At 47.0% G+C, this 24,691-nt stretch carries 27 protein-coding genes; 14 read left to right on the plus strand and 13 right to left on the minus strand.

Annotated elements, in window-relative coordinates; genetic code table 11:
* Positions 1–104 precede the first annotated feature (104 nt).
* From BM415_RS01820 to BM415_RS01845, 6 genes are all read left to right on the plus strand, one after another.
* The gene (locus BM415_RS01820) at positions 105–839 is read left to right on the plus strand and encodes an ABC transporter ATP-binding protein (RefSeq protein ID WP_244533243.1); all 735 of its coding nucleotides are present in this window, start codon (positions 105–107) and stop codon (positions 837–839) included.
* Positions 840–1,043: 204 nt separating this feature from the next.
* The gene (cobT, locus tag BM415_RS01825; protein ID WP_091153959.1) at positions 1,044–2,129 is read left to right on the plus strand and encodes a nicotinate-nucleotide--dimethylbenzimidazole phosphoribosyltransferase; all 1,086 of its coding nucleotides are present in this window, start codon (positions 1,044–1,046) and stop codon (positions 2,127–2,129) included.
* Positions 2,126–2,680 carry a bifunctional adenosylcobinamide kinase/adenosylcobinamide-phosphate guanylyltransferase gene (gene cobU, locus BM415_RS01830; protein ID WP_091153962.1) on the plus strand — a complete coding sequence of 185 codons (555 nt, stop codon included), beginning with the start codon at positions 2,126–2,128 and terminating at the stop codon, positions 2,678–2,680. Before cobT ends, cobU begins: the two co-directional genes overlap by 4 nt.
* Positions 2,677–3,492: an adenosylcobinamide-GDP ribazoletransferase gene (cobS, locus tag BM415_RS01835; RefSeq protein ID WP_091153965.1), complete on the plus strand. Its 816-nt coding sequence runs from the start codon at positions 2,677–2,679 to the stop codon at positions 3,490–3,492. Before cobU ends, cobS begins: the two co-directional genes overlap by 4 nt.
* A 19-nt stretch (positions 3,493–3,511) precedes the next feature.
* Positions 3,512–5,155, plus strand: coding sequence for a cobyric acid synthase (locus tag BM415_RS01840; RefSeq protein WP_244533112.1), 1,644 nt, complete (start codon positions 3,512–3,514; stop codon positions 5,153–5,155).
* A gap of 425 nt (positions 5,156–5,580) precedes the next feature.
* Positions 5,581–6,978, plus strand: a complete 1,398-nt coding sequence (locus BM415_RS01845; protein ID WP_091153968.1) for an L-cystine transporter — start codon at positions 5,581–5,583, stop codon at positions 6,976–6,978.
* Positions 6,979–7,109: 131 nt separating this feature from the next.
* Here the strand turns inward: BM415_RS01845 and BM415_RS01850 are convergent, their stop codons facing one another.
* Positions 7,110–8,201 carry a M24 family metallopeptidase gene (locus BM415_RS01850; RefSeq protein ID WP_091153970.1) on the minus strand — a complete coding sequence of 364 codons (1,092 nt, stop codon included), beginning with the start codon at positions 8,199–8,201 and terminating at the stop codon, positions 7,110–7,112.
* Between the two features lie 206 nt (positions 8,202–8,407).
* Here BM415_RS01850 and BM415_RS01855 point away from each other — a divergent pair, with 206 nt between their 5' ends.
* From BM415_RS01855 to BM415_RS01865, 3 genes are all read left to right on the plus strand, one after another.
* Positions 8,408–9,592 (plus strand): PQQ-dependent sugar dehydrogenase, encoded by a 1,185-nt coding sequence (locus BM415_RS01855; RefSeq protein ID WP_091153972.1) that lies wholly within the window; start codon positions 8,408–8,410, stop codon positions 9,590–9,592.
* A 243-nt stretch (positions 9,593–9,835) separates the two neighbouring features.
* Complete coding sequence (locus BM415_RS01860; protein ID WP_091153973.1) at positions 9,836–10,711, plus strand: SDR family oxidoreductase; 876 nt, start codon at positions 9,836–9,838, stop codon at positions 10,709–10,711.
* A gap of 106 nt (positions 10,712–10,817) precedes the next feature.
* Positions 10,818–11,324 (plus strand): GNAT family N-acetyltransferase, encoded by a 507-nt coding sequence (locus tag BM415_RS01865; protein ID WP_091153976.1) that lies wholly within the window; start codon positions 10,818–10,820, stop codon positions 11,322–11,324.
* Between the two features lie 135 nt (positions 11,325–11,459).
* Here BM415_RS01865 and BM415_RS01870 read toward each other — a convergent pair whose 3' ends face one another.
* The 3 genes from BM415_RS01870 to BM415_RS01880 all read right to left on the minus strand — a co-directional run bounded on the left by BM415_RS01870 (position 11,460) and on the right by BM415_RS01880 (position 13,820).
* Positions 11,460–11,894: a threonine/serine exporter family protein gene (locus BM415_RS01870; RefSeq protein ID WP_170862339.1), complete on the minus strand. Its 435-nt coding sequence runs from the start codon at positions 11,892–11,894 to the stop codon at positions 11,460–11,462.
* A gap of 23 nt (positions 11,895–11,917) precedes the next feature.
* The gene (locus BM415_RS01875; RefSeq protein WP_091153979.1) at positions 11,918–12,688 is read right to left on the minus strand and encodes a threonine/serine exporter family protein; all 771 of its coding nucleotides are present in this window, start codon (positions 12,686–12,688) and stop codon (positions 11,918–11,920) included.
* A 214-nt stretch (positions 12,689–12,902) separates the two neighbouring features.
* Positions 12,903–13,820 (minus strand): ArsR/SmtB family transcription factor, encoded by a 918-nt coding sequence (locus BM415_RS01880; protein WP_091153980.1) that lies wholly within the window; start codon positions 13,818–13,820, stop codon positions 12,903–12,905.
* A 372-nt stretch (positions 13,821–14,192) separates the two neighbouring features.
* Between BM415_RS01880 and BM415_RS01885 the strand changes: the two genes are divergently transcribed.
* Positions 14,193–15,098, plus strand: a complete 906-nt coding sequence (locus BM415_RS01885; protein WP_244533244.1) for an arabinan endo-1,5-alpha-L-arabinosidase AbnA — start codon at positions 14,193–14,195, stop codon at positions 15,096–15,098.
* Positions 15,099–15,319: 221 nt separating this feature from the next.
* Here BM415_RS01885 and BM415_RS01890 read toward each other — a convergent pair whose 3' ends face one another.
* Genes BM415_RS01890 through BM415_RS01900 form a run of 3 tightly spaced genes read right to left on the minus strand, consistent with a single transcriptional unit; the run spans position 15,320 to position 17,980 of the window.
* Entirely contained in the window at positions 15,320–16,174 is an 855-nt protein-coding gene (locus tag BM415_RS01890) for an SDR family oxidoreductase (protein WP_091158994.1), read from the minus strand.
* Positions 16,175–16,179: 5 nt separating this feature from the next.
* Positions 16,180–17,277 carry a mannonate dehydratase gene (gene uxuA, locus BM415_RS01895; protein WP_091153985.1) on the minus strand — a complete coding sequence of 366 codons (1,098 nt, stop codon included), beginning with the start codon at positions 17,275–17,277 and terminating at the stop codon, positions 16,180–16,182.
* Positions 17,278–17,299: 22 nt separating this feature from the next.
* Positions 17,300–17,980: a GntR family transcriptional regulator gene (locus BM415_RS01900; RefSeq protein ID WP_091153987.1), complete on the minus strand. Its 681-nt coding sequence runs from the start codon at positions 17,978–17,980 to the stop codon at positions 17,300–17,302.
* Positions 17,981–18,208: 228 nt separating this feature from the next.
* Between BM415_RS01900 and BM415_RS01905 the strand changes: the two genes are divergently transcribed.
* The 3 genes from BM415_RS01905 to BM415_RS01915 all read left to right on the plus strand — a co-directional run bounded on the left by BM415_RS01905 (position 18,209) and on the right by BM415_RS01915 (position 20,647).
* Entirely contained in the window at positions 18,209–19,273 is a 1,065-nt protein-coding gene (locus tag BM415_RS01905) for an NAD(P)-dependent alcohol dehydrogenase (protein ID WP_091153990.1), read from the plus strand.
* A 142-nt stretch (positions 19,274–19,415) separates the two neighbouring features.
* On the plus strand, positions 19,416–20,186 hold the full coding sequence (locus tag BM415_RS01910; protein ID WP_091153993.1) for a class I SAM-dependent methyltransferase: 771 nt from the start codon (positions 19,416–19,418) through the stop codon (positions 20,184–20,186).
* A gap of 173 nt (positions 20,187–20,359) precedes the next feature.
* On the plus strand, positions 20,360–20,647 hold the full coding sequence (locus BM415_RS01915) for a GNAT family N-acetyltransferase (RefSeq protein WP_091153996.1): 288 nt from the start codon (positions 20,360–20,362) through the stop codon (positions 20,645–20,647).
* A gap of 110 nt (positions 20,648–20,757) precedes the next feature.
* Here the strand turns inward: BM415_RS01915 and BM415_RS01920 are convergent, their stop codons facing one another.
* From BM415_RS01920 to BM415_RS01940, 5 genes are all read right to left on the minus strand, one after another.
* Positions 20,758–21,318: a GNAT family N-acetyltransferase gene (locus tag BM415_RS01920; protein WP_091153997.1), complete on the minus strand. Its 561-nt coding sequence runs from the start codon at positions 21,316–21,318 to the stop codon at positions 20,758–20,760.
* A gap of 149 nt (positions 21,319–21,467) precedes the next feature.
* Positions 21,468–21,536 carry a hypothetical protein gene (locus BM415_RS25870; protein ID WP_348272319.1) on the minus strand — a complete coding sequence of 23 codons (69 nt, stop codon included), beginning with the start codon at positions 21,534–21,536 and terminating at the stop codon, positions 21,468–21,470.
* Between the two features lie 91 nt (positions 21,537–21,627).
* Positions 21,628–21,762: an SDR family NAD(P)-dependent oxidoreductase gene (locus BM415_RS25320; protein WP_211753646.1), complete on the minus strand. Its 135-nt coding sequence runs from the start codon at positions 21,760–21,762 to the stop codon at positions 21,628–21,630.
* Positions 21,763–21,787: 25 nt separating this feature from the next.
* Positions 21,788–22,540, minus strand: coding sequence for an SDR family NAD(P)-dependent oxidoreductase (locus tag BM415_RS01935; protein ID WP_091154000.1), 753 nt, complete (start codon positions 22,538–22,540; stop codon positions 21,788–21,790).
* A gap of 42 nt (positions 22,541–22,582) precedes the next feature.
* Positions 22,583–23,038 (minus strand): MarR family winged helix-turn-helix transcriptional regulator, encoded by a 456-nt coding sequence (locus BM415_RS01940; protein ID WP_244533113.1) that lies wholly within the window; start codon positions 23,036–23,038, stop codon positions 22,583–22,585.
* Between the two features lie 226 nt (positions 23,039–23,264).
* Here BM415_RS01940 and BM415_RS01945 point away from each other — a divergent pair, with 226 nt between their 5' ends.
* Positions 23,265–23,585 carry a hypothetical protein gene (locus tag BM415_RS01945; protein WP_091154003.1) on the plus strand — a complete coding sequence of 107 codons (321 nt, stop codon included), beginning with the start codon at positions 23,265–23,267 and terminating at the stop codon, positions 23,583–23,585.
* Positions 23,586–23,812: 227 nt separating this feature from the next.
* Here the strand turns inward: BM415_RS01945 and speD are convergent, their stop codons facing one another.
* The gene (gene speD / locus BM415_RS01950) at positions 23,813–24,685 is read right to left on the minus strand and encodes an adenosylmethionine decarboxylase (protein ID WP_091154005.1); all 873 of its coding nucleotides are present in this window, start codon (positions 24,683–24,685) and stop codon (positions 23,813–23,815) included.
* Between the last annotated feature and the right edge of the window lie 6 nt (positions 24,686–24,691).

The raw sequence follows: 24,691 nt of genomic DNA on the forward strand, positions 1-24,691 counted from the left end.
AGCAGCAGATCATCTGCTCTAATCCACAAGGCTTGCCCGCGCCAGCTCATTCCTCCACGCCGGTGCTTGAATTGAAGTCAGCTGCCAAAGCATATGGAGACCATATGGCACTTCGTAATATTGACTTCACGGTACATCCGGGTGAATGGTGGGGCATCGTCGGACCCAATGGCAGCGGTAAATCCACAATGCTTCATTTGTTGTCCGGTGTTCTACTCCCGAGCTCCGGCTCTATTCTAATCAAAGGCAAGCCGGTTAGAGAATACAGCAGGCGAGCGTTATCCCGCCTTATTGCTGTATTGCAGCAGGACGGGCTGCCCGAGATTGATTATTCTGTAAGAGATGTTGTAGCCATGGGCAGGTATCCTTATCAGGACTGGCTGGGACGGGATCAGGCTGATGGGGAAGAGGTGGTGGATCGCGTGCTTGAACAGCTTGAGCTGTCTCCTTTTGCCGATCGTCTGCTTACTGAATTAAGCGGAGGTCAGAGACAGAGGGTTGCAATCGCCAAGGTAATGGCTCAGGAGCCGGAAATTTTGCTGCTGGATGAGCCGACGACCTATCTTGATATCCATTATCAGCTCCAGTTCATGGAACTCCTCGCTGATTGGCGTAGAAGAACGGGGATTACCATTGTCGCCGTGCTGCACGATCTTAATCTGGCTTCGCTTTTTTGCGACCGCATCTATGGACTGCAGGCAGGAGAGAGCTTCATGCAAGGGAACCCCGAAGAATGTGTCACAGAGGAGCATTTGAGAAGTCTGTTCCAGGTCGATCCCGTCATGATTCATCATCCACACCATGAGCTTCCACAATTCCTGCTTAAGAAAAAAGACTAGGCTCGGTATAAGAGCGACAATATAGCAGCTCGTTACTTTATTCGAGAAATCCAAAAATCCACCTCTGAAAAGAAGGGGTTGTCTATATTCAGAGGAGCTTCATCTATAGTGCGTATGCATTTAGGTGGAGAGGTTCACGTGCATGCCCTTTTTTCGTTATAATCTATTAAAAAAGAGGATTTAACATAAAGGAAGTGCGTGGAGATGGAGAGAGAACAAATATTGATGGATTGGATACATCAAATTCGGCCGCTTGACTCATCAGCCGGGCAGGCCGCAGCTGCGCATTTGGAACAGCTGACCAAGCCGCCGGGGAGTCTTGGCAAAATAGAAGAGCTGGTTGTTCGGCTGGCGGGAATTACGGGAGAGACTCATTCGTCCTTTGACCGTAAAGCGGTCATTGTTATGGCGTCAGATCATGGTGTAGTGGAAGAAGGAGTCAGCGCATTTCCGGCAGTCGTAACCCAGCAGATGGTACATAATTTTCTTGCCGGTGGAGCGGCGGTGAACGTTCTTGCCCGTCAGGCCGCTGCAGAGGTTATATGCGTAGACATCGGGATCAATGGAGACATCGAGCATTCTGAGCTGGTTCAGCGATCTGTTCGTAAAGGAACAGCAAATATGGCGCATGGCCCTGCGATGAGCAGAGAGGAAGCGGTGACGGCCATTCTTGCAGGGATTGAGGTCGTAAAGGATGCGTATGACAGAGGTGTTCGACTCTTTGTCACAGGTGAAATGGGCATCGGAAATACGACACCGAGCGCTGCAGTAACCAGTGTGCTGACCGGAGTTCATGTGGAAGCTGCTACAGGCCGGGGAACGGGAATTGACGATGCGCGTCTGAAGCATAAAGAGCAAGTAATAAAGAAGGCTATTGAGCTGAATCGTCCCGATTCAAACGATCCGCTGGGTGTACTCGCGAAGGTCGGTGGTCTTGATATTGCGGGACTAACCGGTGTTATTATCGCTGCCAGCGCATTGAAATGTCCTGTGGTCATTGACGGCTACATTTCTACAACAGCTGCGCTGATTGCTGCAAGACTTGCTCCTCTGTCCATTCATTATATGATTGCCTCTCATAAGTCGGAGGAGCGGGGACATGCAGGACTACTGAAGGAGCTGAACCTATCACCTATGATCCATCTGGACATGCGTCTCGGAGAAGGGACAGGCGGCGTACTATGTCTGCATATCATTGAAGCTGCCACCCGATTAATGAAGGAGATGGCGACATTCACAAGCGCAGGCATTTCCGGGAGCAATGTGGATCCCGAGGTGAGCACACCATGACCATACTTATTACTGGCGGCGCGCGCAGTGGAAAAAGCACGTTTGCGGAGAGGCTGTGTATGAGTCGTTCATCTGAAGCGATCTATCTGGCAACGGCACAGGCGTTTGATGAAGAGATGAAGGAGCGCATTTCAGCGCACCGCCTTCAGCGATCTGATGAAGCCTACCTGTGGCACACCATAGAAGAGCCGATCGAAGTCGCGGATACACTGGAGAGCATTGGGCAAGCGACCTATCCGGCACCGACAATATTACTGGACTGCCTGACCTTATGGCTGTCCAATATGATACTGTCGAAGGAAGAAGAGGGCCATGATGTCATCCTGCAGGAGATGGACAGGCTGGTAAACAGTGTTCAAACTTATCCGGGTCTTATCATTCTAGTTACCAATGAAGTAGGGGACGGCATTGTACCGGAATATCCGCTGGGACGCTTGTACCGGGATATGGCCGGAATTCTGAATCAGAGAATGGCGGCAGTTAGTGAAGAGGTATTTCTAGTAACCGCAGGAATTGCCATTGAATTGAAGAGCAAGGAGTACAGAGTATGAAGGATGAAGTAAAGGCGGCGGCAGCCGCTTTTCAATTTTTATCCCGATTTCCGGTGAAGATGAATCTTGATTTTACACCTGAACTGATGCAGCGTAGCACCGTTTATTATCCATTGGTTGGCATTTGTATCGGGCTCATCCTATGGGTGGCGGGTATAGTGTCAGGATTGGTGCTGCCGTCCTTGCCTGCTTCCATCGTTACGCTGGTCGTCTGGGTATGGCTTACCGGTGGACTGCATTTAGACGGGTGGATGGATTCGGCGGATGCGCTTCTCAGCTACCGTTCGAGAGAGCGTATGCTGGAGATTATGAAGGACAGCCGGGTTGGAGCCATGGGGGTCATCGCCTGTGTGCTGCTGCTGATGCTGAAGGCTTCCTTGCTTGTCAGCTTCATTCATCAGCCGATCATGATGGGGATGGCAATCCTCCCACTAATATGGAGCAGATTCTTCATGGTGTATACGATATCGAGATACCCTTCTGCACGAGCCGGAGAAGGACTTGCAGCGATGTTTGGCACAATCCCTACCCGTTTTTTTAACCAATCGCTTGGATGGGCTATCGGTATGTCTATGGTCTTATTAAGTATGATCAGCATAATTAATCATTCGACGAGTGCTGTTGCACAGGTTCCTGTACTGATTGCCTTTATCATCGTTCCGATCGTCATGTGGGCGATAGGAAGACTGGCCGCTGACCGAATGAGCACACGTCTCGGGGGATTAACAGGGGACACCTACGGAGCGCTTAATGAAGGCCTGGAGACGCTCGGTCTGCTGATGCTGACCATGGTTCTACATATTGCATCTTAGGGGGAGGAGACATATCGTTATGGCAGGAATCAACTCGGATACAAAACAAAGTAAGGAGCAGAAGGCGAAAAATGGAGCTGTTCTCATGCTGCAGGGTACGGCTTCAGACGTTGGAAAAAGCATTGTAACGACAGCGCTATGCCGTATATTCCTGCAGGATGGTCATCAGCCTGCTCCGTATAAATCGCAAAATATGGCGCTCAACTCCTATGTAACACTGGACGGTAAGGAGATTGGCAGAGCTCAGGGAGTACAGGCAGAGGCATGTGAGATTCCGGCGACGACGGACATGAATCCGATACTTATTAAGCCAGTCAAAGATATGCATTCTCAAATTGTCGTTCATGGAGTGCCCGCGATGCAGATGAGTGCGATGGATTACCGCATGAAGTTCCTTCCCACAGCGAAGACGATTGTGCTGGAGGCGCTCGATCGATTGCGTGCAGAACATGATATCGTCCTGATGGAAGGGGCGGGCAGTCCGGCAGAGATCAATTTGAAGGATCGTGACATTGTCAATATGAATCTTGCGGGCTGGGCAGATGCTCCGGTTATCCTTATTTCCGATATTGATCGGGGAGGCGTATTTGCGTCCATCGTAGGTACACTTGAGCTGCTTGAACCGCATGAAGTCCAGCGGGTCAAAGGCTTTATCATTAACAAATTCCGGGGAGACCTTGCTCTGCTGAAGCCGGGGCTGGACTGGCTTGAAGCTCGTACCGGTATTCCGGTGCTTGGCGTGCTTCCGTATATTCAGGATCTGCGGATTGAAGCTGAGGATTCGGTCGTGCTCGACGAGCTGCAATATAAGAAGCAGCAGGAGAAGCAACTGGATATCGTCGTAATTCGTTACCCTCGCATCTCAAACTTTACGGATTTTGATCCTTTACGCTGGGAGCCGGATACGGTCCTTCGTTACGTGAATTCTGCTGATGAGCTAGGCACACCTGATATCGTCATTCTGCCGGGCACCAAGGATACAATCAGTGATCTTCAGTTCCTGAAGCAGAGAGGACTGGATCAGGCCTTATTCAGGCTTTTGGAAGAGCATCACACCCAAATCGTCGGGATTTGCGGCGGTTATCAAATGCTTGGGTATTCACTCTCCGATCCTTATGCGGTGGAGAGTGGTGTTCAGGAAGAAGCAGGGCTTGGACTGCTGCCGATCAGGACTACATTTTTGAAGGAAAAGCGAACGATAAGAGTTTCTGGAAAACTGCTGGATGGACAGATGTTACCGCTGGAGAGTACATGTTCGATTATCAATGAAGCTCCGATCGAGGCCTATGAAATTCATATGGGAGTTTCCGAGCGAATGGACCAACATCAAGTGGATTATGACTATAACGCCTTGTTCAGGCTGACTGAAACAGACCCTCCGGCAAGGGATGATTCCTCTAACTCTAATCCTTATGCTTCGCCCCATCTAGAAGGTCTGGTTAGATCGGATAATATGGTGTGGGGTACCTATTTACACGGATTATTTGAGAATGATGCTCTGCGCAGGTCCTGGCTGGATCAGACTCGGAGCCGGAAGGGACTTCCTCCCGTTCTCTCGACCTTCTCGGCGAAGGAGCGGAAATACGAGGAATTTGATCGTGTAGCAGGTGTGGTAAGAGAACATCTTGATATGGAGAGAATTTATCAGATATTGAATTCCTAGATGAACCATGAAGAATCCAGTTATAACTTATCGAAAAGTAAATCCAAAAGTATATAGATAACGGAGACAAACCCGGAGCTGTCCATCATGAACAGCCTCGGGTTCTTGTGCATGGATATTATTGAGAATTATTAACGTAACCTTCGTCTGATTATATATAATTATGCAATATTTTGAAGGAGAAGGTATAACCAAAATCAGTATAAACCATCCTAAGCATAGCTAAAAATTAAATATCGAAATAAGCTTGAAATGAAAATAAGTAAGTGACTTTAAAATTTATTTGAAAAAAGTCTACCCGAATAGTCGGCTTTATGCTATAGTAACATATGCTGTAAGGTGCTTACCGGCCCTTTTGAATAAAGCATATTGAATATATACATAAGGGAACAGCAAATCATTGTAAGTTGAAGGGAGTCAATTGGATGGAAACTTTACAGGTAATCATTAACGTAGCAGTGATGCTTGTGTTAATTGGCCTTCTGTATTGGATGCAGAAGAAGCATATATCTTTTACAAAGCGTGTATTTACAGGTCTGGGCTTGGGTCTTGTATTCGGAATACTACTACAGCTAATTTACGGGGCAAACTCTGGTGCCATAGAGACGAGTATAGACTGGTTCAGTATCGTCGGTTCCGGCTATGTAAGCCTCTTGCAGATGATCGTCATTCCACTAATTGTGGTATCTATTATATCTGCCATCATGAATTTGAAGGGTAATCAAAATATCGGGAAGATGAGCTTCTCGATTATCGGAACATTGCTTATTACTACCGCCATTGCTGCAAGCATTGGTATCGGTGTCACGCTTGCTTTCGACCTCGAAGGCATCAATGTTGAGAGCGGTGAAGCGGAAACGGCGAGAACCCAAAGACTTGAAGAGCAGCTCGTTGATGTAGAGGATATGACCATTCCTCAGCAGGTTCTGGAGTTTATTCCCAGCAATCCATTCGAGGATATGACAGGTGCACGCAGCACCTCGACAATTGCAGTCGTTATTTTCTCTGCTTTTGTAGGTATTGCCGTTCTTGGACTTGATCGGAAGAAGCCAGAGCAGGCGGATACTTTCCGTAAAATGATTAATGCACTTTATGCCGTTGTCATGCGTATCGTAACTCTGGTGCTGCGATTGACGCCATATGGTATTCTAGCTCTGATTACGAAGGTTACCGCAACGACAAATGCACAGGAGATCTTGAAGCTCGGCGAGTTCGTTATCGCTTCTTATGTTGCCTTGCTGCTTATGTTTGTGGTTCATCTTATTCTCGTTTCCGTATTTGGATTCAATCCGATAGCGTATCTCAGAAAAGTGATGACCACGCTGGTCTTCGCGTTTACGTCCCGTTCGAGTGCCGCAACCATTCCATTAAATGTGGAGACGCAAACTAAGAAACTGGGTGTATCCGCAGGAATTGCAAATCTGTCCGCTTCCTTTGGCGCAACGATCGGCCAGAACGGCTGTGCAGGGATCTATCCAGCTATGGTTGCGGTTATGATCGCTCCTACCGTAGGCATTGATCCGCTCAGCTGGGATTTTATCATTACACTCATCTTGGTTGTCATGATTAGCTCCTTCGGTGTAGCTGGTGTAGGTGGCGGAGCGACATTTGCTTCACTGATCGTACTCTCCACGATGAACCTGCCTGTTGCTCTGGTTGGGCTCCTGATCTCTGTGGAGCCGCTGATTGATATGGGGCGTACGGCGCTGAACGTTAATGGTTCAATCACGTCCGGTCTGATTACCAGCAAGATCTTGAAAGAGAATGATCGAGATACGTTTAATCGTCCGAATACGGAATTGGATGCTCCAGCAGAAGCTTAAAATAAAAAAAGAGTGCGGTCCCTTGGCAACAATCGAGGGAACCGCGCTCTTTTTTTTGGATTACATTATAGTCGCCACCAATCACAAAGTCCTATCAAGCGATCTATGGCAGTTTGTCTCTATGTGAGACCTTAGCCCAATATTTGCAGCTCTTTCGGGAAGCTGGTTAGCAGTTTGACTCCATCTGCTGTAACGAGGACTTCATCCTCTATGCGTACTCCCCCGAGATTCGGTACATAGATGCCAGGTTCAATGGTGAAGGTCAGTCCTTCAGTCAAGAGCTCCTGATTCGCTCCATGCACGGATGGATACTCATGCACATCGATACCCAGACCGTGACCGAGGCGATGGAGGAAGCGTTCGCCGTAACCTGCATCAATGGTCACTTGTCTTGCTGCCAAGTCGACTGAAGCAAGAGTAGCCCCTGGCTTAACGGCTTTAATCCCCTTCAGATTGGCTGCAAGAACCGTGTTATATATGTTCGTAAGCTCAGGTGACAGCTCGCCAAAAGCGAATGTACGGGTAATGTCAGAAGCATATCCATTCGCATATACCCCCATATCAAACATGAGCAGATCGCCGTATTGCAGCTTGCGGGTGCCTGGAACTCCATGAGGTAGAGCGGTATTCGGTCCTGTTAGCACCATAGTGTCAAAAGACGGACCGGAAGCGCCGAGCTTCTTCATTTGATATTCCATCTCTGCTACAAGCTCGATCTCCGTTACGCCTTCCTTCACATGGGACAAGCCTCTCCGCAGCACTTCCTCAATCATTTGGGCAGCGAACTTCATCCGGTCCACTTCGTGCGGAGCCTTGCGAACACGCAGCTTGCGCAGCAGTGGACCTGCATCGGCATAGCTCTTGGCATTGGCATATTGAACGAGCTCTTCGTAACGAGCGAGCGACAGATTTTCTTTTTCAACCCCCATCGTATCCAAGTGTTGAGGAAGAAACTTCTGCAAGATGAGATACGGATTGTCTGTATCTTGATGTGTCGCAATCTTCTTCACAGAGGAAGCTGCCGCTGCTGCGTCTTCATCGAGGCTAGGTACGATCAGAGTAGGTTCTTCTCCTTTTACCAGCAGTAGCCCAAGAAAGCGTTCGTGTGGATTGCTTGCAAATCCAGTTAAATAATAGACGTGCTTAGGATCTGTAATGAGCACACAGTCGTATCCTTGTTCTGAAATAGCCTGCTCCAGTATAGTAATAGTTTGATTTGTCATAATGGTCCCCCGCTTTTATATTTAGATTATGAGATACCCTTAAAATTTCGTCATCGCTATTTATTATAAAGCTTATGAGGCAAAAACCCAAAAACAAACAAGTGATTCCCATGAGGCAGGTTAAAGCCAGTCATCTGCAGTAAAGATTGGGGAAGTGCCCAACAGGGTAATATTTGAAAAAAATTGGAGAATAGGGAGAGTGAAGAATGAACAAGAAGTACTTGATGATGCCAGGGATCAGTCTCTTGTCGCTGGTAATTGCCGCTTGTTCTAATCAGACAGCTCAAGAGCCGGGTCCAAGCAATCCTGCACCGACTGCACCGGATACTCAGGTGGAACAGCCTGCTTCGGAGGAGGAGCAGGAAGACGGCAGTTCATTTCCTTATGAAATAACGACCTTGGCTGCCGGACTTCATGTGCCTTGGGAGCTTGATTTTTTGCCGGATGGTCGAATGCTGTTTACGGAAAGGCCCGGCACGCTGCGTATGATTGAGAACGGACAAGTGCTGAGTGAACCGGTGCTGGCATTTGACGCTCCTTTTGCAGATGAAGGAGAAGGCGGCCTGTTAGGACTCGCTGTGGATCCTGATTATGAGTCGAATCAATATGTATACGTATATCACTCTTACCGTGAGGGACAAGACATTCTCAACCGGGTGCTCAGACTTAAGCTGACGGATCAAGAGGCAGCGATAGACAAGGTGCTGCTGGATGACATACCAGGCGGTGTGAATCATAACGGTGGCCGTTTAAAGATAGGCCCAGACGGGATGCTGTACATCACGACCGGAGAACGCTATGAGCCCGACATGGCTCAGGATGAAACGATCCTTGGGGGCAAAATCCTTCGTATTCACCTTGATGGTTCGATTCCTGACGATAATCCGATGAAGGATTCGGAAGTATATAGTCTTGGACATCGTAATGCGCAGGGGCTTGCCTGGCATCCTGAAACAGGGCAGCTGTACAGCTCAGAGCACGGACAATCGAATTATGATGAGCTGAATCTTATAGAGAAGGGATCCAATTATGGGTGGCCGTTAATCGAGGGAGATGAGCGGGCGGAGGGGATGACCTCGCCGCTCGTTCACAGTGGAACCGATACATGGGCTCCTTCGGGAATGACGTTCATTACTCAGGGCCCTTGGCAGAACTCGCTCATTGTAGGCGGACTTCGGGGAGAGGCACTGCTCAGATTTGAACTGGATGAAGAAGGCAGGGCAAGTGAAGAGCCTCTACTAGAAGTGCTGTTCGAGAACGAATGGGGCCGGATTCGAAGTGTAAGTGAGGGTCCTGATGGCACGATTTATCTGCTGACGAACAACAGGGACGGAAGAGGAGATCCAGAGGAAGAGGATGATCGAATCATTGCTTTAAAACCTACTGAGTGATAGCTTTTTCCTATTTGATATTTATAAGTTGAATCAATTTCGTATACCCTGAGTTGCTTTTAATCAAGAGGATATATAGATCAAAATGGTACTGTTTGTCTATATATAGTTTCAAATTCTCCGTTTAATGATTTATGAAATAGATTCAGGTATGATATAGGAAGTCCGAATCAACCAACCTCATTATATAAGCTATAACATGAACAACAGCTGCATGTTTCCTGCTGAAAGGATGATTAGCAAATGAAATCAAAAACAGCCATCGTAACTGGAGCCAATTCCGGCATGGGCCTTGCGACGACAATTGAATTAGCACTGCAAGGATATCATGTCATCATGGCGTGCCGAAGCGAAGAGCGAGGACGTAAAGCGCTGAATGAAGCTATAGCCGCAACGGGCTCAAAGCAGATTGAGCTAATGCCACTTGATCTGGGTTCCTTGAACAGCATCCGCCGCTTTGCTGAACAATTCCAATCAGTCCATGAGAAGCTGGATGTGCTTATTAATAATGCAGGTGTGGTCTCACTGAAGAGAGAGGAAACATCGGATGGGTTCGAAATGGCAATTGGCGTGAATCATCTAGGCCATTATTTACTGACAAGACTGCTGCTTCCAAGTCTACTGCATGCGACAGAAGGAAGAGTAGTTAACGTGGCATCAGGTGCCTATAAATTTGGCAAGATCCATCAGGAAGATCCGCATCTAACCAAGGGGTTTAACGTGGTGAAGAGCTACGGTCAGTCCAAGCTGGCCAATGTGCTGTTCACTAGAGAACTGGCCTATCGGCTGGAAGGCACAGGCATCACAGTCAATGCACTTCATCCCGGGGCGGTAGGTACCAGTATCGGTGTTAATCGCAATACGGGCTTCGGTACGAAGATCATGGCCTTTTTAGGGAAGACACCTTTCTTCCTCTCGCCGGAGGAAGGGGCCAGAACCGCCATCTATCTAGCGATTCGTCCAGAAGTGAAAGGGGTTACAGGCGAGTATTTTTATGAGGAGAGGATTCAGGAGCTGAAGCCGCATGCGATGGATGAGGCGACATCCCAGTTCCTATGGAACTGGAGTGCAGAGCAGACTGGGCTGCCTTACGATCTGGAGCTATCCAGCAGGGCTTAAGCATTTTGATGAGGATTCTTTTCTGAAAATGAATCTCTATTGATCATCCTTGGGCTTCTCTGTTATTCTAATCTTTAAAAAATGATTTTAGTGGGGGATAACAGCAGTGAAGGAACCGAACATTACATTCAGCTATGCACAACTAGAGGATTTGCCTGCTATTGTTGCGATCTACAATTCAACCGTTGCAGGGAGAATGGTTACGGCTGACCTCGAACCGGTCACAGTTGAGAGCCGTATACCTTGGTTTGAGGAGCATACACCGGATAAGCGTCCCCTATGGGTGATGAAGTATGATGAACAGATAGCAGGCTGGGTCAGCTTAAGCTCCTTCTATGGAAGACCTGCTTACGACGGTACGGCAGAGGTCAGCATCTACGTTGACGAAGCCTTCAGAGGAACCGGAGCGGGAAGCCGACTCATTGAAAAAGTAATTGAGGAAAGTCCGCGGCTGGGCGTTACGACCATGCTGGGCTTTGTATTCGGACATAATGAACCAAGCCTTCGCTTACTGAAGAAATACGGCTTTGAACAGTGGGGCTACTATCCAGAGATCGCTGTTCTGGACGGTGTAAGGCGTGATCTAGCCATCCTGGGCAAGAAATTGGATTAAACTATTCTGCTTGTTTAAGCTAACACATGTTAATCTGCTGCACACGGTAAATGCCAATATAAAAAGAACTCAGGTCTAGAGGGGTACGGATGTTACACTCCTCAGCAGATCACGAGTTCTTTTTTATAGCTGTAACTAGGCTGGCTTTCTGCGGAAAGCCTGGTTGAGCACCTCGGATAAGATCAGACCGACAGCGATGCTCCCCGCAATCATGAGCGCTTTGGCAGCTAGCTCCACGGCAGCCGTATAATCGTTCTGTACAAAATAACGCATGGCATTGTATGCCATTCCTCCTGGAACGAGTGGAATAATACCCGCTACGCTGAAGATAATGACCGGGTGCTTATAAAGTCTGGCAAAGACTTGACTTAATACACCAATCACCAGTGTTGCCATCAAGGTAGCGGAGACGGCCTCATATCCAGGTTCCATAATATCGTAGATGATCCATCCGAGCATACCGACTATTCCACAGGGGAACAGCATTTTTCGAGGTGCGTTAAAGATGATTCCAAAGGCAAGGGAAGCGATAAAGCTGGTTACAGCTTGTTCCACGATATGAATAAACATAATGTTCGTACCTCAGCTTTCGTTTACATAATAGTGAAGACGACGGCAATTCCAGCACCGATCGCGAACGCCGTCAGAAAAGCATCTGCCCCCTTGGAAAGACCTGACACGAGATGCCCTGCCATCAGATCCCTGACAGCATTCGTGATGGCAAGTCCAGGTACGAGCGGCATGACGGAGCCGATAATAATCTTGTCCAGCTCGTTGCCGACTCGTATGAGGACCATGACAAGAGCTAGAAGACCGATAATAAATGAGGCAGTGAATTCCGCGAAAAAGCGAACCTGTGACAGCCTTTGAAAAAGGCTCACTGCTGCGTATCCGACACCTCCGCACAATACGGCGGGCAGAAAGTCTGTCCATCCACCTTGAAACATGATGGTGAAGCAGCCACTGGCCAGTGCAGCGGCACAGGTGCGCGCGATAACTCGGTACAGTACCGACTCGTTCTCAATATCCTTCAGCAGATGATAAGCTTCTGTAGGACTTGCCTCGCCTCTACCGATTGTGCGGGAAACGTTGTTGACGGCAGCTACCTTATGCAGGTCGGTCGTCCGTTCCGATATGCGGATCAGCTTGGCTGGCTGCAAACCGTCAGTGGAGAAGATGATTCCCGTTGGTGTAACGTAGCTGTGCGAGTTAGACATTCCATATGCAGAAGCGATTCTCATCATCGTGTCTTCTACACGATAGGTTTCAGCTCCGCTTTGGAGCATAATTTTTCCGGCAAGCAGACATACCTCGATAATCTCCATCGTTATGCTGTTCCTATCTGTTGTTATCGAAGGTTCCATCGATTTACGCATCCTTTATCATTAATTTTCCTGACAAATCAGAACTTTTATTCTATCATAACTTCCATTATTTCCATATGCACTATGATGCAGACGATAGGTATTCCCTCTGATACAAGTAATAAAAGCCTGCTAGCTTCGCGAATTATATAATTAGCATCGCGAGTGCTGCAGACCTCAATGGGGTTATGAAGCTTTATAGGATTGTAAAGCTTTATTCGCCTTCGACAGTATACAATACGCGCGCCAGAATGTCCTGACTGTAATTGCCGAAATGCTTGCCGTATACGGTAAGGCCGCCTTTGTTCACAGGATGATCGGTTACCGCGATACGGAACAGAATATCACTCTTGTAGTTAAGCGCGATATCCTTCAAGGTGACATCCGAGATTCGGCATCCGTCAACATAGCTGCCTTCCTCGTTAATTCGAATCAGCTTGAGCATACCATACTGGTTCAGATGCGGAGGCCACCATTCAGGGTTAAATGCTCCTCTCTTATCTCCGAAATCCCCCGGACTCGTCCAGCAGCCCAGCTCAATTCCGTTCAAATAGAAATAGAGATCGGAAGGATAGTTGTTATTAAATCCGGGAGCTTCCGAACCCAGCTCCATCGAGAATTGAATTTCTTTGAACGATTCATTTGATTTGAGGTAATTGGGAATCCGGTATTCGAGAAAGCCTTCCGACAGCCAGATCAGCTCAGCGTCAATTCGCATCGGATCAGCAAAATATCTCGGTTCATCAAAATCGCCCACGATGCTGTCTTTCGTAGCAAGGCCGCAGGTAGGTACAGCCTTATAGTTGCTGTAATGTCCTACTTTGATTTCGGCTTCATATCTGTTATGTATATCCTGACTCCGTATATCGACCATCAGCTTATCGTCATTCAGATAACAGATCTTCTGGATCCCGTGCTTGCCAACAGCAGTATTAATGTTGATCAGGCCGCTCTCCTCAAGCTTCTTGATGTGCATCGTAATTGCACCGTTTGTCAGGTTAAGCCTAGTAGCAATATCATTCAGGTTCAGGCTTTGGTGCTTGGACAGCATATCTATAATTTGTATTCTGACATCCGAACTAAGTGCCTTGAATATATGAATGCCGGACATTAAATCTTTTATGTAGATCATATGTAGAATTCCTTTCCACGAGTAATGAGAGTTTTGTAGATTATGTAGTGAGGCAGCATACAAATTACCAGATAAAATAGCAGACCATGGTAATAATGTAATATTGATGATAATTGCATTCTAAGCTATTTTTGCCAAGCGAACAACATGAAAGAATGAGAAAGGACGAGAAGTGTAAGCGGCACTTCAAAAAAGATGAACAAAATGTAAAATTTTAGTTGCAGCAAAATGTAAACGCTTTTATATTCTTATTGAGTATAAAATGATTTAAATTTATTTAAATTAAATTGAGTGACTCTAATCCATTCATGGCGGTGATATTCAGTGAAAAAGTTAAAGAAGTGGCTGCTTACGGCAGCACTCGCTACATCGGTGTCCGTGTTCGGACTCAGTTCACCCGGCTTTGCAGCTTTTTGGAATTTGACAGGCGATATTGGGGTACATGATCCGAGTATCATTAAGGAAGGGAACAACTGGTATACATTCTCGACAGGGCAAGGCATTCAGGTGTTGAAATCAGACAATGGCACCCATTGGTACCGGGTTCCTCAGATCTTCCTAAGTCCTCCTTCATGGTGGAGCTCCTATGTACCGAATCAAACCCATAACGACGTATGGGCACCGGATATTCATGAATACAACGGCAGAGTATGGCTTTACTACTCTATCTCGACATTCGGCTCCAACCAGTCCGCGATCGGTCTTGCATCCGCTTCCAGTGTAGGGGCAGGGCAGTGGAGAGATGATGGTTTAGTGCTTCGGACTACGACGTCTAACAATTATAATGCGATTGACCCGAATCTCGTCATTGATGCGAACGGCGAACCATGGCTTGCGTTCGGCTCATACTGGAGCGGCATCAAGCTTACGAAACTGGATAAAAACACGATGAAGCCGACGGGCAGCATCCATTCCATTGCTGCGAGACCTTCGAACAATGGAGCTATTGAAGGACCAAGCATTGTTTACCGTAACGGCTATTATTACTTATTCGCTTCGATTGATTCCTGCTGCCAAGGGGTGAACAGCACTTACAAAATTGTATATGGCCGCTCAACCAGCATCACCGGGCCGTACGTGGATAAGAACGGTGTTAATATGTTGAACGGCGGGGGTACAGTACTCGATTCGGGTAATGTGAAGTGGAAGGGACCAGGCGGACAGGACATCTATAGCACCAATGTGATTGTGAGACATGCCTATGATGCGGACGATAACGGGGCTCCTAAACTCTTGATCAGTGATCTGAATTGGCCGGACGGTTGGCCGAGCTACTAATTGTGATTCGTGAGAGTTAGGAATTTTAGATTTAAGTTTAATACTAACTAAAATAAAATGATAAGAGTATTACTAGAACAGAGCTTATCGGAGGCTTGCGAGCGTGGACAGATACGTATGGAGGGATAATACAGGGGATAGATGTCAGTTTGAGCTATTGATTGTAAGAAAGGCCTGCGTATGTACGCAGACCTGAGTATACTTTACTTAGCTCTATGAAACTACACACCCGAATAGGCGTTAAAGCCTCCATCGACCGGTATGACAGTACCTGTAACAAAGCCGGATGCATTATCATCGGCCAGCCACAGCAGCGTACCAAGCAGATCTTCCGGTTTGCCAAACCTGCGCATCGGAGTGTGGGAGATAATCTTATTCGAACGTTCGGTCAAGCTTCCATCTTCATTGAGCAGCAGCTTCTCATTTTGTTCTGTGAGATAGAAGCCTGGTGCAATTGCATTGACGCGGATGCCTGCTTCAGCGAGGTGAACGGCCAGCCATTCCGTGAAATTGCTGATCGCTGCTTTTGCCGCACTGTAGGCAGGAACCTTGGTCATGGGGGAGTAGGCGCTCATCGAAGAAATATTGATAATGGTTGTGCCTTCTCTGCCCAGCATTTGTTTGGAGAATATTTGAGTCGGAATCAGCGTGCCTACAATATTCAGATCAAAGACGCCTCGAAATCCTTCGACTTTCAGATCATAGAAGGAGACGGTATCCTCACTTGTGAGATCCTCAGTCTGAAAAATCTCATTCGTCGTGATGGCCGTCGGACGATTGCCTCCGGCGCCATTGATCAGAATGTCACAGAGGCCAAGCTCTTGTGCAACCGTGTCGGCAGCAGAGATTAAACTCTGTTCGTCCGTTACATCGCAGGCCACCGCAATGGAGGTGCCGCCATTCTGATTAATCTTATCAGCGACTTCGGTTCCCTTCTCCGCCGTTCGGTTCAGAATGGCGACTGCGGCTCCTTGTCTTGCCAGCTCTTCAGCCATTACACGGCACAGCACACCGGAGCCTCCAGTGATAACGGCCACTTTTCCGGCAAGGCTTGCGTGGTTTGGCTGTGATTTCAGGCTGCTCATATACTCTTCACCTGCTCTTCCAGCGTATTTCCTTCTTTAATTCGGGCGTAGGCGTCCCATAGGCCCCACAAATACATAATGCCAAGCGCACGATCATACAGCCCGTAACCAGGTCTGCATTTCTCATCCCATATATGCCGTCCATGATCTGGACGTGCATAACCGGTAAATCCGGTGTCATGGTATGCCTGGACAATTCCCGTAATATCGACCGTTCCATCCTGAGTACGATGGGAGGTCTCCATGAAGTCACCGTTATCAAATACTTTGACGTTGCGGATATGGGCAAATGGAATTCGATCCTTGAATTCGTGGATCAGGGAAACAATATCATTCCCTGGATTTGCGCCGAGCGAGCCGCTGCAGAGCGTAATGCTGTTGTTCGGACTGTTATAAATAGAGAGGAAACGTCGGATGTTGTCCTGACTTGTAATAATCCGCGGCAGACCGAAGATGGACCATGGCGGATCGTCCGGGTGAATGGCCATTCTAATGTCATGAGCCTCAGCAATTGGAATGATCTCATTCAGGAAATATTCCAGATTGGACCACAGGTCTTCCTCCGTTACATTCGTGTAGGCCTCAAATAGAGCGGTCAGGTGCTTCAGGCGCTCAGGCTCCCAGCCAGGCATTGTCAGCTGTGAATCCTGATTGATCTGATGAACCAGATCAAAGGGATCAATGTTGTGGATTCGTGCTTTTTCATAGAAGAGAGCAGTCGAGCCGTCAGGTCCTTCCTTGTATAAGTCAGTCCGCAGCCAGTCAAAAATGGGCATGAAATTATAACAGATCACTTTAACACCAACCTGGGCAAGCTTCTCTATTGTTCTCTTATAATTCTCGATGTACTGATCCCTGGAGGGAAGACCCAGCTTGATATCTTCATGAATGTTCACGCTTTCAACAACATCGAGATGAAGTCCGGCCAGTTCGGCTTGAGACTTTATCTCGAGAATTTTGTCCATCGGCCATTCTTCACCAGCAGGAACATCATGCAGTGCCCATACGATACCTTCGACGCCTGGAATTTGCCTAATCTGATTCAGAGTGACCGTATCGTTGCCTTCGCCAAACCAGCGGAACACCATTTTCATGTTAGCAGCCACCTTTCATTGGTCAAGGTTTGAAATAATTTGGAAATTTTCCTCTTAAGAAACGCTCATCGTGAATAGCCAGGTTCATATGATCCTTCATGAGGGCTACCGCGCGCTTCTCATCCTGTCTGGAAATAGAATCCACCATCTGCTGATGCTGATCATAAATATGCTGCCAGTCCTGATCGGCTGCAAGACGCAGCTTGCGGATTCGATTCATGTGAACATTCATTTGCTGCATGGCGGCCCAAGTATTACTCTTGCTGCATCGTGTAAATAAGGTGCGGTGAAAGGCTTCATCGAGCTCAAACATCGATTTGTTATCCTGTGCTTCCATGGAAGCACGCTGTCTGATAAGCAGCAGCTCAAGCTCCTGGATGTCCACTTCCGAGAATTGATGACACGCAAGACGAACAACGGCGCATTCCAGCTGCTCTCTCATGAAGCGGGCCTCCTCAACGAGGGATAGATCAATGAGAGACACCATCGTACCGCGCTGAGGATACACGTCAAGCAGTCCTTCTCCGGCCAGCCTGAGAAAGCTCTCTCGTACAGGTGTACGGCTGACATTAAAAGCTAATGCAATTTCTTTCTCGGATATGCTTGTTCCCGGAATGAGGTCAAAATTCAAAATTTGGTCCTTCAATGCATCGTACACGGCTTCTCTTGTGGAAGTTGGCTGAGGACGAATATGTAAATCCATTTAAAATTTCACCTCATTTCTTCACCATACTACCATACAAGTATGGTAGTATGAAAGAGGAAGCTGTCTTTTTGTTAAAGAAAACTTGAGAATAAGTTCTGTGGCAGGTTGAAGAAGCTAAGGATATTTAGCTGTACTACCTGATCAACTGGGGAACTGAACCGTAATTATGTAACCGCGTTCATTTTTTAATTCCTTCAATTCATACGATCAAGGAGAGTGTCTATTATGGAGAAACTAAAGTTAATGAAAGCAGCAATTATGGATAAACCAGGTCACATTGAGCTCAAGGAGCTGCCTATACCTGAGGTGAAACCGGACGAAGTGCTGGTCAAGATTATGGCGGTTGGGGTATGTGGTTCAGATGTTCATTATTATGAGCATGGCAGAATCGGAAGATTTGTTGTGGAGAAGCCGATCATTCTGGGTCATGAATGTGCAGGAATTATAATTGAGACTGGAGATCGTGTGAAGCGTGTGAAGACAGGAGACCGAGTAGCCATAGAGCCCGGGGTAACCTGCGGCAGATGCCGTTATTGTAAAGAAGGCAGATATAATCTGTGTCCTGAGGTTGAATTTTTGGCTACTCCTCCTGTAGATGGTGCATTTGTTCAATATTTAGCGATTCGGGAGGATTTCGTATTTCCGATTCCGGATGAGCTCTCTTATGAAGCAGCAGCACTTGTTGAACCGTTCTCGGTGGGAATCCATGCTGCGAATCGCTGTGAGCTTAAACCTGGCGCTACGGTTGCCATTATGGGGATGGGGCCGGTAGGCTTGATGGCGGTGGCTGCCGCTAGATCCTTCGGTGCGAGCCAGATTATCGTTACCGATCTTGAGGATATTCGGCTTCATGCAGCACTTAGGCTGGGAGCCACACATGCCATTAATGTATCGAAAGAGGATGCCAACGCTAAAATTAAGGAGCTTACAGGCGGAATCGGTGTAGATACGGCTTGGGAGACCGCAGGGAGTCCACGGGCGCTGAGTTCAGCTCTGTCTTCGCTGCGCCGAGGAGGCAAGCTCGTCATTGTCGGACTTCCTGCCCAGGATGAAATTCCACTGAACGTTCCGTTCATCGCAGATAATGAGATCGACATTTATGGTGTATTCCGTTATGCCAACACCTATCCGGATGGTATCAAGTTCCTTGCTTCGGGTGAGATTCCAGCCGATTCACTAATTACAGACCGTTATACCTTGGAAGAGACTCAGGAAGCGATGGAGCGGGCTATTCATAACAAGAGCGGGAGTCTCAAGATCATTGTTTACCCGAATGGAATGGAGAATTAACCGGCTGAGTAATAACCTGAACCCTCGCAATCGGTATAGCTCAGGACTATAAGCTCCATAGGAAAAGAGTATTTAAGGTAAGCTCAGCCGCTGTGTCATAATGGGATCATTCTAGAATGTCAGGATGAGGAGTGATTCCCGAATGAATAATGATCAAGTATGGGCTTCAGAGCTGTATGACAGCAAGCTTTCATTTGTATCGGAGCTGGGGAAGGGCGTCGTTAGCCTGCTTGCACCGGTCAAGGGTGAACGGATTCTGGATATCGGCTGCGGGACCGGTGATCTGACGAATGAGATTGCTGGCTTCGGGGCCGAGGTTACGGGGATGGATATGTCTCCAGATATGCTGGCCAAGGCTCGTGACAAATACCCTCATCTTCGGTTTATACAAGGAGATGCGGAGCAGTATATTGGAGATAAAGCCTTCTATGATGCTGTATTCTCCAATGCTGCGCTGCATTGGATGAAGAACGCGGAAGGAGCAGCAAGAAGCATCTATCAGGTGCTGAAGCCTGGAGGGAGATTTATGGCGGAATTCGGAGGCAAGGGTAATGTGCAGATCGTAACCCAGGCAATTTATGAGGTGCTTGAAGAGGAGTGCAGTATCCATGCATCTGAGTTGAACCCGTGGTATTTCCCAAGCATCGGCGAGTACAGTACACTCCTCGAAGCGCTGGGGTTCCATGTAGCATATGCTGTTCATTTCGATCGGCCGACGCCGATGCATGACGGAGATGAGGGGCTGCAACACTGGCTTAGTGGTTTTTCGAGTTCATTTTTTAAAGGGATAGATGCAAGAGAGAAGATCCATATATATCAGAAAATCGCGGACAAGACGAGAGCAGAGTTATTTCATGACGGAGTATGGTATATCGATTATAAGCGGATTCGAATTAAAGCGATTAAATCATAAATTATAGCGCATATTGGCAAGCTAGATATGTGAGACCAACTCACGCAGCCAGAACTATATAGAAGCTGCAATTACCGGAGCGTGCGTCATTCTTGGATGATGTTGTGTAAGAGTATGTAGATAGGCTTGAGGCATGTTAGTCTGAGATCCGGTATAGAGAGGAGTTACATATCATGAGTGAAATATTGCAGGGAGCCAATGAGTTCTACGTAGAGCAGAATGGCGAAAAGGCCGCGACCATTGGATTTGAGCCAGGGCGTGAAGGTGGAGAAGGGCCAGGCGTCATCATGATTACCCATACCTTTGTGTCAGAAGAGCTACGGGGTGAAGGTGTCGGAGTTGATCTGGTGAAGCGGGTCGTTCAATATGCGAGAGATAATCAATTAAAGGTTGTTCCCATGTGTTCTTTTGCCAGCAGTGTAATGGATAAGCATACGGAACTGCAGGATGTGCTGGTTTAACGAACCGGTAGAGGTATGCGACAAAAAAGATAGATATGGCATACACTTTATATGCTGTATCTATCTTTTTTAATATCGTGATATTTGCAAAACCGACTACTCATAGGAGATCAGGATGGCTGGCAAGCTTCCCATTCTTCTCTCAGTAGGCCCATCAAGATTCGATCGTATTTCTGACCTCCGCGCAGGACCGCTTGGCGCATACGGCCCTCTTCCACGAAGCCGGCTTTCTTATAGGCATGATAGGCAATCTCGTTATACGAAATGACATCCAGGCTGACCCGGTTCAAATTCAGCTCGTAAAAAGCGTAGCGCAATATGAGCTGAAGTGCATCACTGCCGTATCCTTTGTTGCGGTCCTTGGCCTTACCGATACCAATGGCAAGTCTGGCCGACTGGTTGTTCCACTCGATGCTGTGCAGAGCGACAAAACCGATTAGGCGGTCTTCATCAATCGTACGCAGCATAAATTCAACGCCGTGATCCATCCGGGCACTCTTGGGTTCATTCTCCTGAACGGTTTGCGGAACAGCATAATCGGTATCCAAATTTCTCAAATATTCATAGTCTTCTGTATAACCTGCAAGTGTTTGCGCATCCTGCTGAATCGCTGCGGCAAGCCGAACCTTATTTCCATGGAACCAGTTGTTCGGGTTCGAAGTATAATCCATGTCTACTCAGCACTCCTCTCGTAATAACACTCATTCTAACCTATTATAGTCTATTTTTGCTGGATAATCTCTGCGTTACAAGAAAAGGCTGTACCTGCCTAATGCAGATACAGCCTTTATGCGAAACTTTTAAATTCGGATACGTCCAATTAAAGTGTAAGACCGCCATCAATCGTCACAATCGAGCCCGTCATGTAACTGGAAGCAGGGGAGGCCATGAAGGAGACGACACCGGATATCTCGTCGGGCGTCCCATTCTCATGTTGGACAGCTCTTCAGGCACGTACCCGCCTTGCTGGAACGATGCAGCTACACTTCTCCGGATTCCGTATTATAATCGACGAGAACAACGGTATAACCGTCCTTCGCCAGCTGGACGCTGCTCGCTCGGCCGATTCCGCTACCCGCACCTGTAATGACTGCGATTTGTTTATGATTAGACATGATATCAGCACTCCCCAGAATAGAATTATTTCGCGAAATATCCTCCGTCGATGGGCAGCTCCACTCCAGTAATATAGGAGGATTCATCCGATGCCAGGAACAATACGCCTCTGGCGATATCTTCCGCTTTACCAAGTCGAGGGAGCGGGGTTTGAGACTGGAACCATTGTGTCATACGCTCGTCCTTGAACATTTCAACAGTCATCGGTGTTTCAATATAACCAGGGTGAACAGAATTGGCACGAATATTGTGCTTCGCATAATCGACTGCTGTCGCTTTAGTCAGCATCCGTACAGCACCTTTACTTGCTGTATAGGGCCCTGCACCGCTGCCGCCTGTCAAGCCGGCGATCGAAGAGATGTTAACGATGGAGCCGCCTCCGGCTTCGATCATATGTGGAATGACATACTTCTGACCCAGGAAGATGCTGGTCACATTGATGGACATGGTCTTCTCGAAGCCCTCAACTGTAAGATCCATATAAGGAGTCGCGTTGGACACACCAGCGTTGTTGACTAGAATATCGATCCTCCCAAACTTGGCAACGGTTTCATTAACAATGTTAATCCAGCCTTCTTCGGAAGTAACATCATGCTTGAATCCGATGGCTTCTCCCCCAGCAGCATTGATCTTGGCTACGACTTCTTGAATTTTGTCTTCTTGAAGATCGGTAATGGCTACCTTAGCTCCTTCCTGAGCAAAAAGAATGGCGTCTGCCTTGCCCATACCACCTGCTGCTCCTGTAATAATCGCTACTTTATTATCTAATCTTCCCATGACTTGTTCCTCCCAAGTAATGAATTTCAATTACAAGCTGCTTTAATCGACAGTTTCTGATCGAGTAGAAGCTGTGTGTTGATCCATGTTCTGATGCTTGATCATCTTCTTATAAGCGGCAATGAGCAGATCGAGCTCTTCTTCTGAGAAATCGGACCACAGTCCATTGGTGAGTTCCTTATATCGATCCAGCATTTGTTGCTCGAATGCCATGCCTTGTTCCGTAATATGCAGCACGATCTTGCGTCTGTCGGACTCAGAACTCCTTCGCTCAATATAACCTTTGCGTACCAGCTTGTTGCTAAGATTCGTAATGGCTGGCATCGTCACATCTAGTGAGCCTGCAAAATAAGTCGAAGTCTGAGGACCTTCCCGAGCAAGTGTCCGAAGGATGAAGTACTGTGAGGACGTTAGCTCGTTGTCCAGAATCTTTGCATATTTCGCCACAAAATTCATCATATAGCCGCTAATTAGCTCAGACAGCAATTCTTGTTTCACAAATCGTTCACCTCGAGATCTGAATATTATTTATAGTGTTTAATTATTAAGAGATCTTAACAACTTTAGTTTAAATAAATTATAAGCTGACGTCAACTTGGTTTATGCTTCCATATAGGCCGAAATTTATACATAGTCTGTGAAACGGGCTTGCTAGTTTTATGGCCAAAGGTTATCGTTAGGGCAAGGAAACTTTTAAGGGATAGAAATGGAGAATCGAATTAGAATGGTACAAATGACATCTAAAAGAGCAGCTGACTTACTTGATCAATGGATTGTATTCCTGGATATGGACAACCCGAAGGCTTGGGATCGTGACGAATATCCTTACATCAAGGAGAGTCTCAGCGTCGTTCGTTCTGTAGTCAAGCTACTTAGAGGTAAAAATGCAGGCAATGCGCCTTCTAAAAAGGAACTGGCGGAGCTGTTAAATGAATTCATAGAGGAAATTGCCTTGGATGATGAGCAGGAGTGGGAGAAGGAAAACCGGGCTTTTGTGCAAGAGGTGCATGAAGCCGCCAAATTTGCTGTGAAATTCATGCGTTAATAAATTGCGCAATTATTTGAGTTGAAGTGATTCAAATATTGCGTCAATAAATTGCGCAATTATTTGAGTTGAAGTGATTCAAATATTGCGTCAATAAATTGCGCAATAAATTGAATTAAAATATATCCATTTGTTGCGTCAATAGAGCAATTTCATCATCTAACAAAAAAAGGATAGCAGACGCCAAAGCTCTAGTCTCTGGCGATGCTATCCTTTTTTCATCCATCTCATGTTTCCATATCAACTGCCCGCTCGTAAATAAAATCTTCTTCTGCATTTTCGTCAATGACGCCAGCATCCATATTGATGCCATAATAAATTTCGTCCATCTCTGTCTTGAGCTGCTCCGTAATTTCCTGTTGCTCCTCTACATTCAGCTTGTCCTTCGTATAGCCAAACAAATAGTTGTTCAGATCAAATTCCTTCAATTTACATTTGGTGTGAAAAATATGATGCTGGTACACATTGATGTCAATCATATCAAATTGCTGCTGGATACTGGCTGGAATGTAGTTCTGAATGGAGCTAATGTCATGATCAATAAACAGCTTGTTTCCGTCAATATCACGGGTAAATCCGCGGACACGATAATCGATCGTCATAATATCGGTATCAAACGAATGAATAAGATAATTCAGAGCCTTCAGCGGTGAAATCTCTCCACAAGTGGATACATCGATATCCGCACGGAAGGTACTGATTCCTTCGTATGGATGGAATTCCGGATAGGTGTGAACGGTAATATGGCTCTTGTCCAAATGCATCACCACATGATCTGGAAGAGGACCGGGTGATTCTTCAAAAGATTCCTCTTCAGCATCGCCTACAGGTCCCTCGGATACGAGCAGGGTTACGCTTGCCCCTTGAGGAATATAGTCCTGCTTCGCCACATTAAGCACATGCGCTCCAATGATGTTGGATACATTCGTCAGAATCTGGGTCAATCGGTCTGCATTATATTGTTCATCGATATATTCAATGTAAGCTTCGCGTTCTTCCTTGGTCTTCGTATAACATACATCGTACATATTGAAGCTGAGGGATTTAGTCAAATTGTTAAACCCGTGGAGTTCAATACGCTGTTCTGGTGTAAGTGCCATTCATGC

Source organism: Paenibacillus sp. 453mf, from assembly GCF_900116105.1.
GTDB lineage: Bacteria > Bacillota > Bacilli > Paenibacillales > Paenibacillaceae > Paenibacillus > Paenibacillus provencensis.

Bases quoted from the DNA above. Each gene is read 5' to 3' on its own strand.
- BM415_RS01820 (WP_244533243.1), top strand. From the start codon at position 105: ATGGCACTTCGTAATATTGACTTCACGGTACATCCGGGTGAATGGTGG.
- cobT (WP_091153959.1), top strand. From the start codon at position 1,044: ATGGAGAGAGAACAAATATTGATGGATTGGATACATCAAATTCGGCCG.
- cobU (WP_091153962.1), top strand. From the start codon at position 2,126: ATGACCATACTTATTACTGGCGGCGCGCGCAGTGGAAAAAGCACGTTT.
- cobS (WP_091153965.1), top strand. From the start codon at position 2,677: ATGAAGGATGAAGTAAAGGCGGCGGCAGCCGCTTTTCAATTTTTATCC.
- BM415_RS01840 (WP_244533112.1), top strand. From the start codon at position 3,512: ATGGCAGGAATCAACTCGGATACAAAACAAAGTAAGGAGCAGAAGGCG.
- BM415_RS01845 (WP_091153968.1), top strand. From the start codon at position 5,581: ATGGAAACTTTACAGGTAATCATTAACGTAGCAGTGATGCTTGTGTTA.
- BM415_RS01850 (WP_091153970.1), bottom strand. From the start codon at position 8,201: ATGACAAATCAAACTATTACTATACTGGAGCAGGCTATTTCAGAACAA.
- BM415_RS01855 (WP_091153972.1), top strand. From the start codon at position 8,408: ATGAACAAGAAGTACTTGATGATGCCAGGGATCAGTCTCTTGTCGCTG.
- BM415_RS01860 (WP_091153973.1), top strand. From the start codon at position 9,836: ATGAAATCAAAAACAGCCATCGTAACTGGAGCCAATTCCGGCATGGGC.
- BM415_RS01870 (WP_170862339.1), bottom strand. From the start codon at position 11,894: ATGTTTATTCATATCGTGGAACAAGCTGTAACCAGCTTTATCGCTTCC.
- BM415_RS01875 (WP_091153979.1), bottom strand. From the start codon at position 12,688: ATGGAACCTTCGATAACAACAGATAGGAACAGCATAACGATGGAGATT.
- BM415_RS01880 (WP_091153980.1), bottom strand. From the start codon at position 13,820: ATGATCTACATAAAAGATTTAATGTCCGGCATTCATATATTCAAGGCA.
- uxuA (WP_091153985.1), bottom strand. From the start codon at position 17,277: ATGAAAATGGTGTTCCGCTGGTTTGGCGAAGGCAACGATACGGTCACT.
- BM415_RS01900 (WP_091153987.1), bottom strand. From the start codon at position 17,980: ATGGATTTACATATTCGTCCTCAGCCAACTTCCACAAGAGAAGCCGTG.
- BM415_RS01905 (WP_091153990.1), top strand. From the start codon at position 18,209: ATGGAGAAACTAAAGTTAATGAAAGCAGCAATTATGGATAAACCAGGT.
- BM415_RS01910 (WP_091153993.1), top strand. From the start codon at position 19,416: ATGAATAATGATCAAGTATGGGCTTCAGAGCTGTATGACAGCAAGCTT.
- BM415_RS01915 (WP_091153996.1), top strand. From the start codon at position 20,360: ATGAGTGAAATATTGCAGGGAGCCAATGAGTTCTACGTAGAGCAGAAT.
- BM415_RS01920 (WP_091153997.1), bottom strand. From the start codon at position 21,318: ATGGATTATACTTCGAACCCGAACAACTGGTTCCATGGAAATAAGGTT.
- BM415_RS25320 (WP_211753646.1), bottom strand. From the start codon at position 21,762: ATGTCTAATCATAAACAAATCGCAGTCATTACAGGTGCGGGTAGCGGA.
- BM415_RS01935 (WP_091154000.1), bottom strand. From the start codon at position 22,540: ATGGGAAGATTAGATAATAAAGTAGCGATTATTACAGGAGCAGCAGGT.
- BM415_RS01945 (WP_091154003.1), top strand. From the start codon at position 23,265: ATGGTACAAATGACATCTAAAAGAGCAGCTGACTTACTTGATCAATGG.
- speD (WP_091154005.1), bottom strand. From the start codon at position 24,685: ATGGCACTTACACCAGAACAGCGTATTGAACTCCACGGGTTTAACAAT.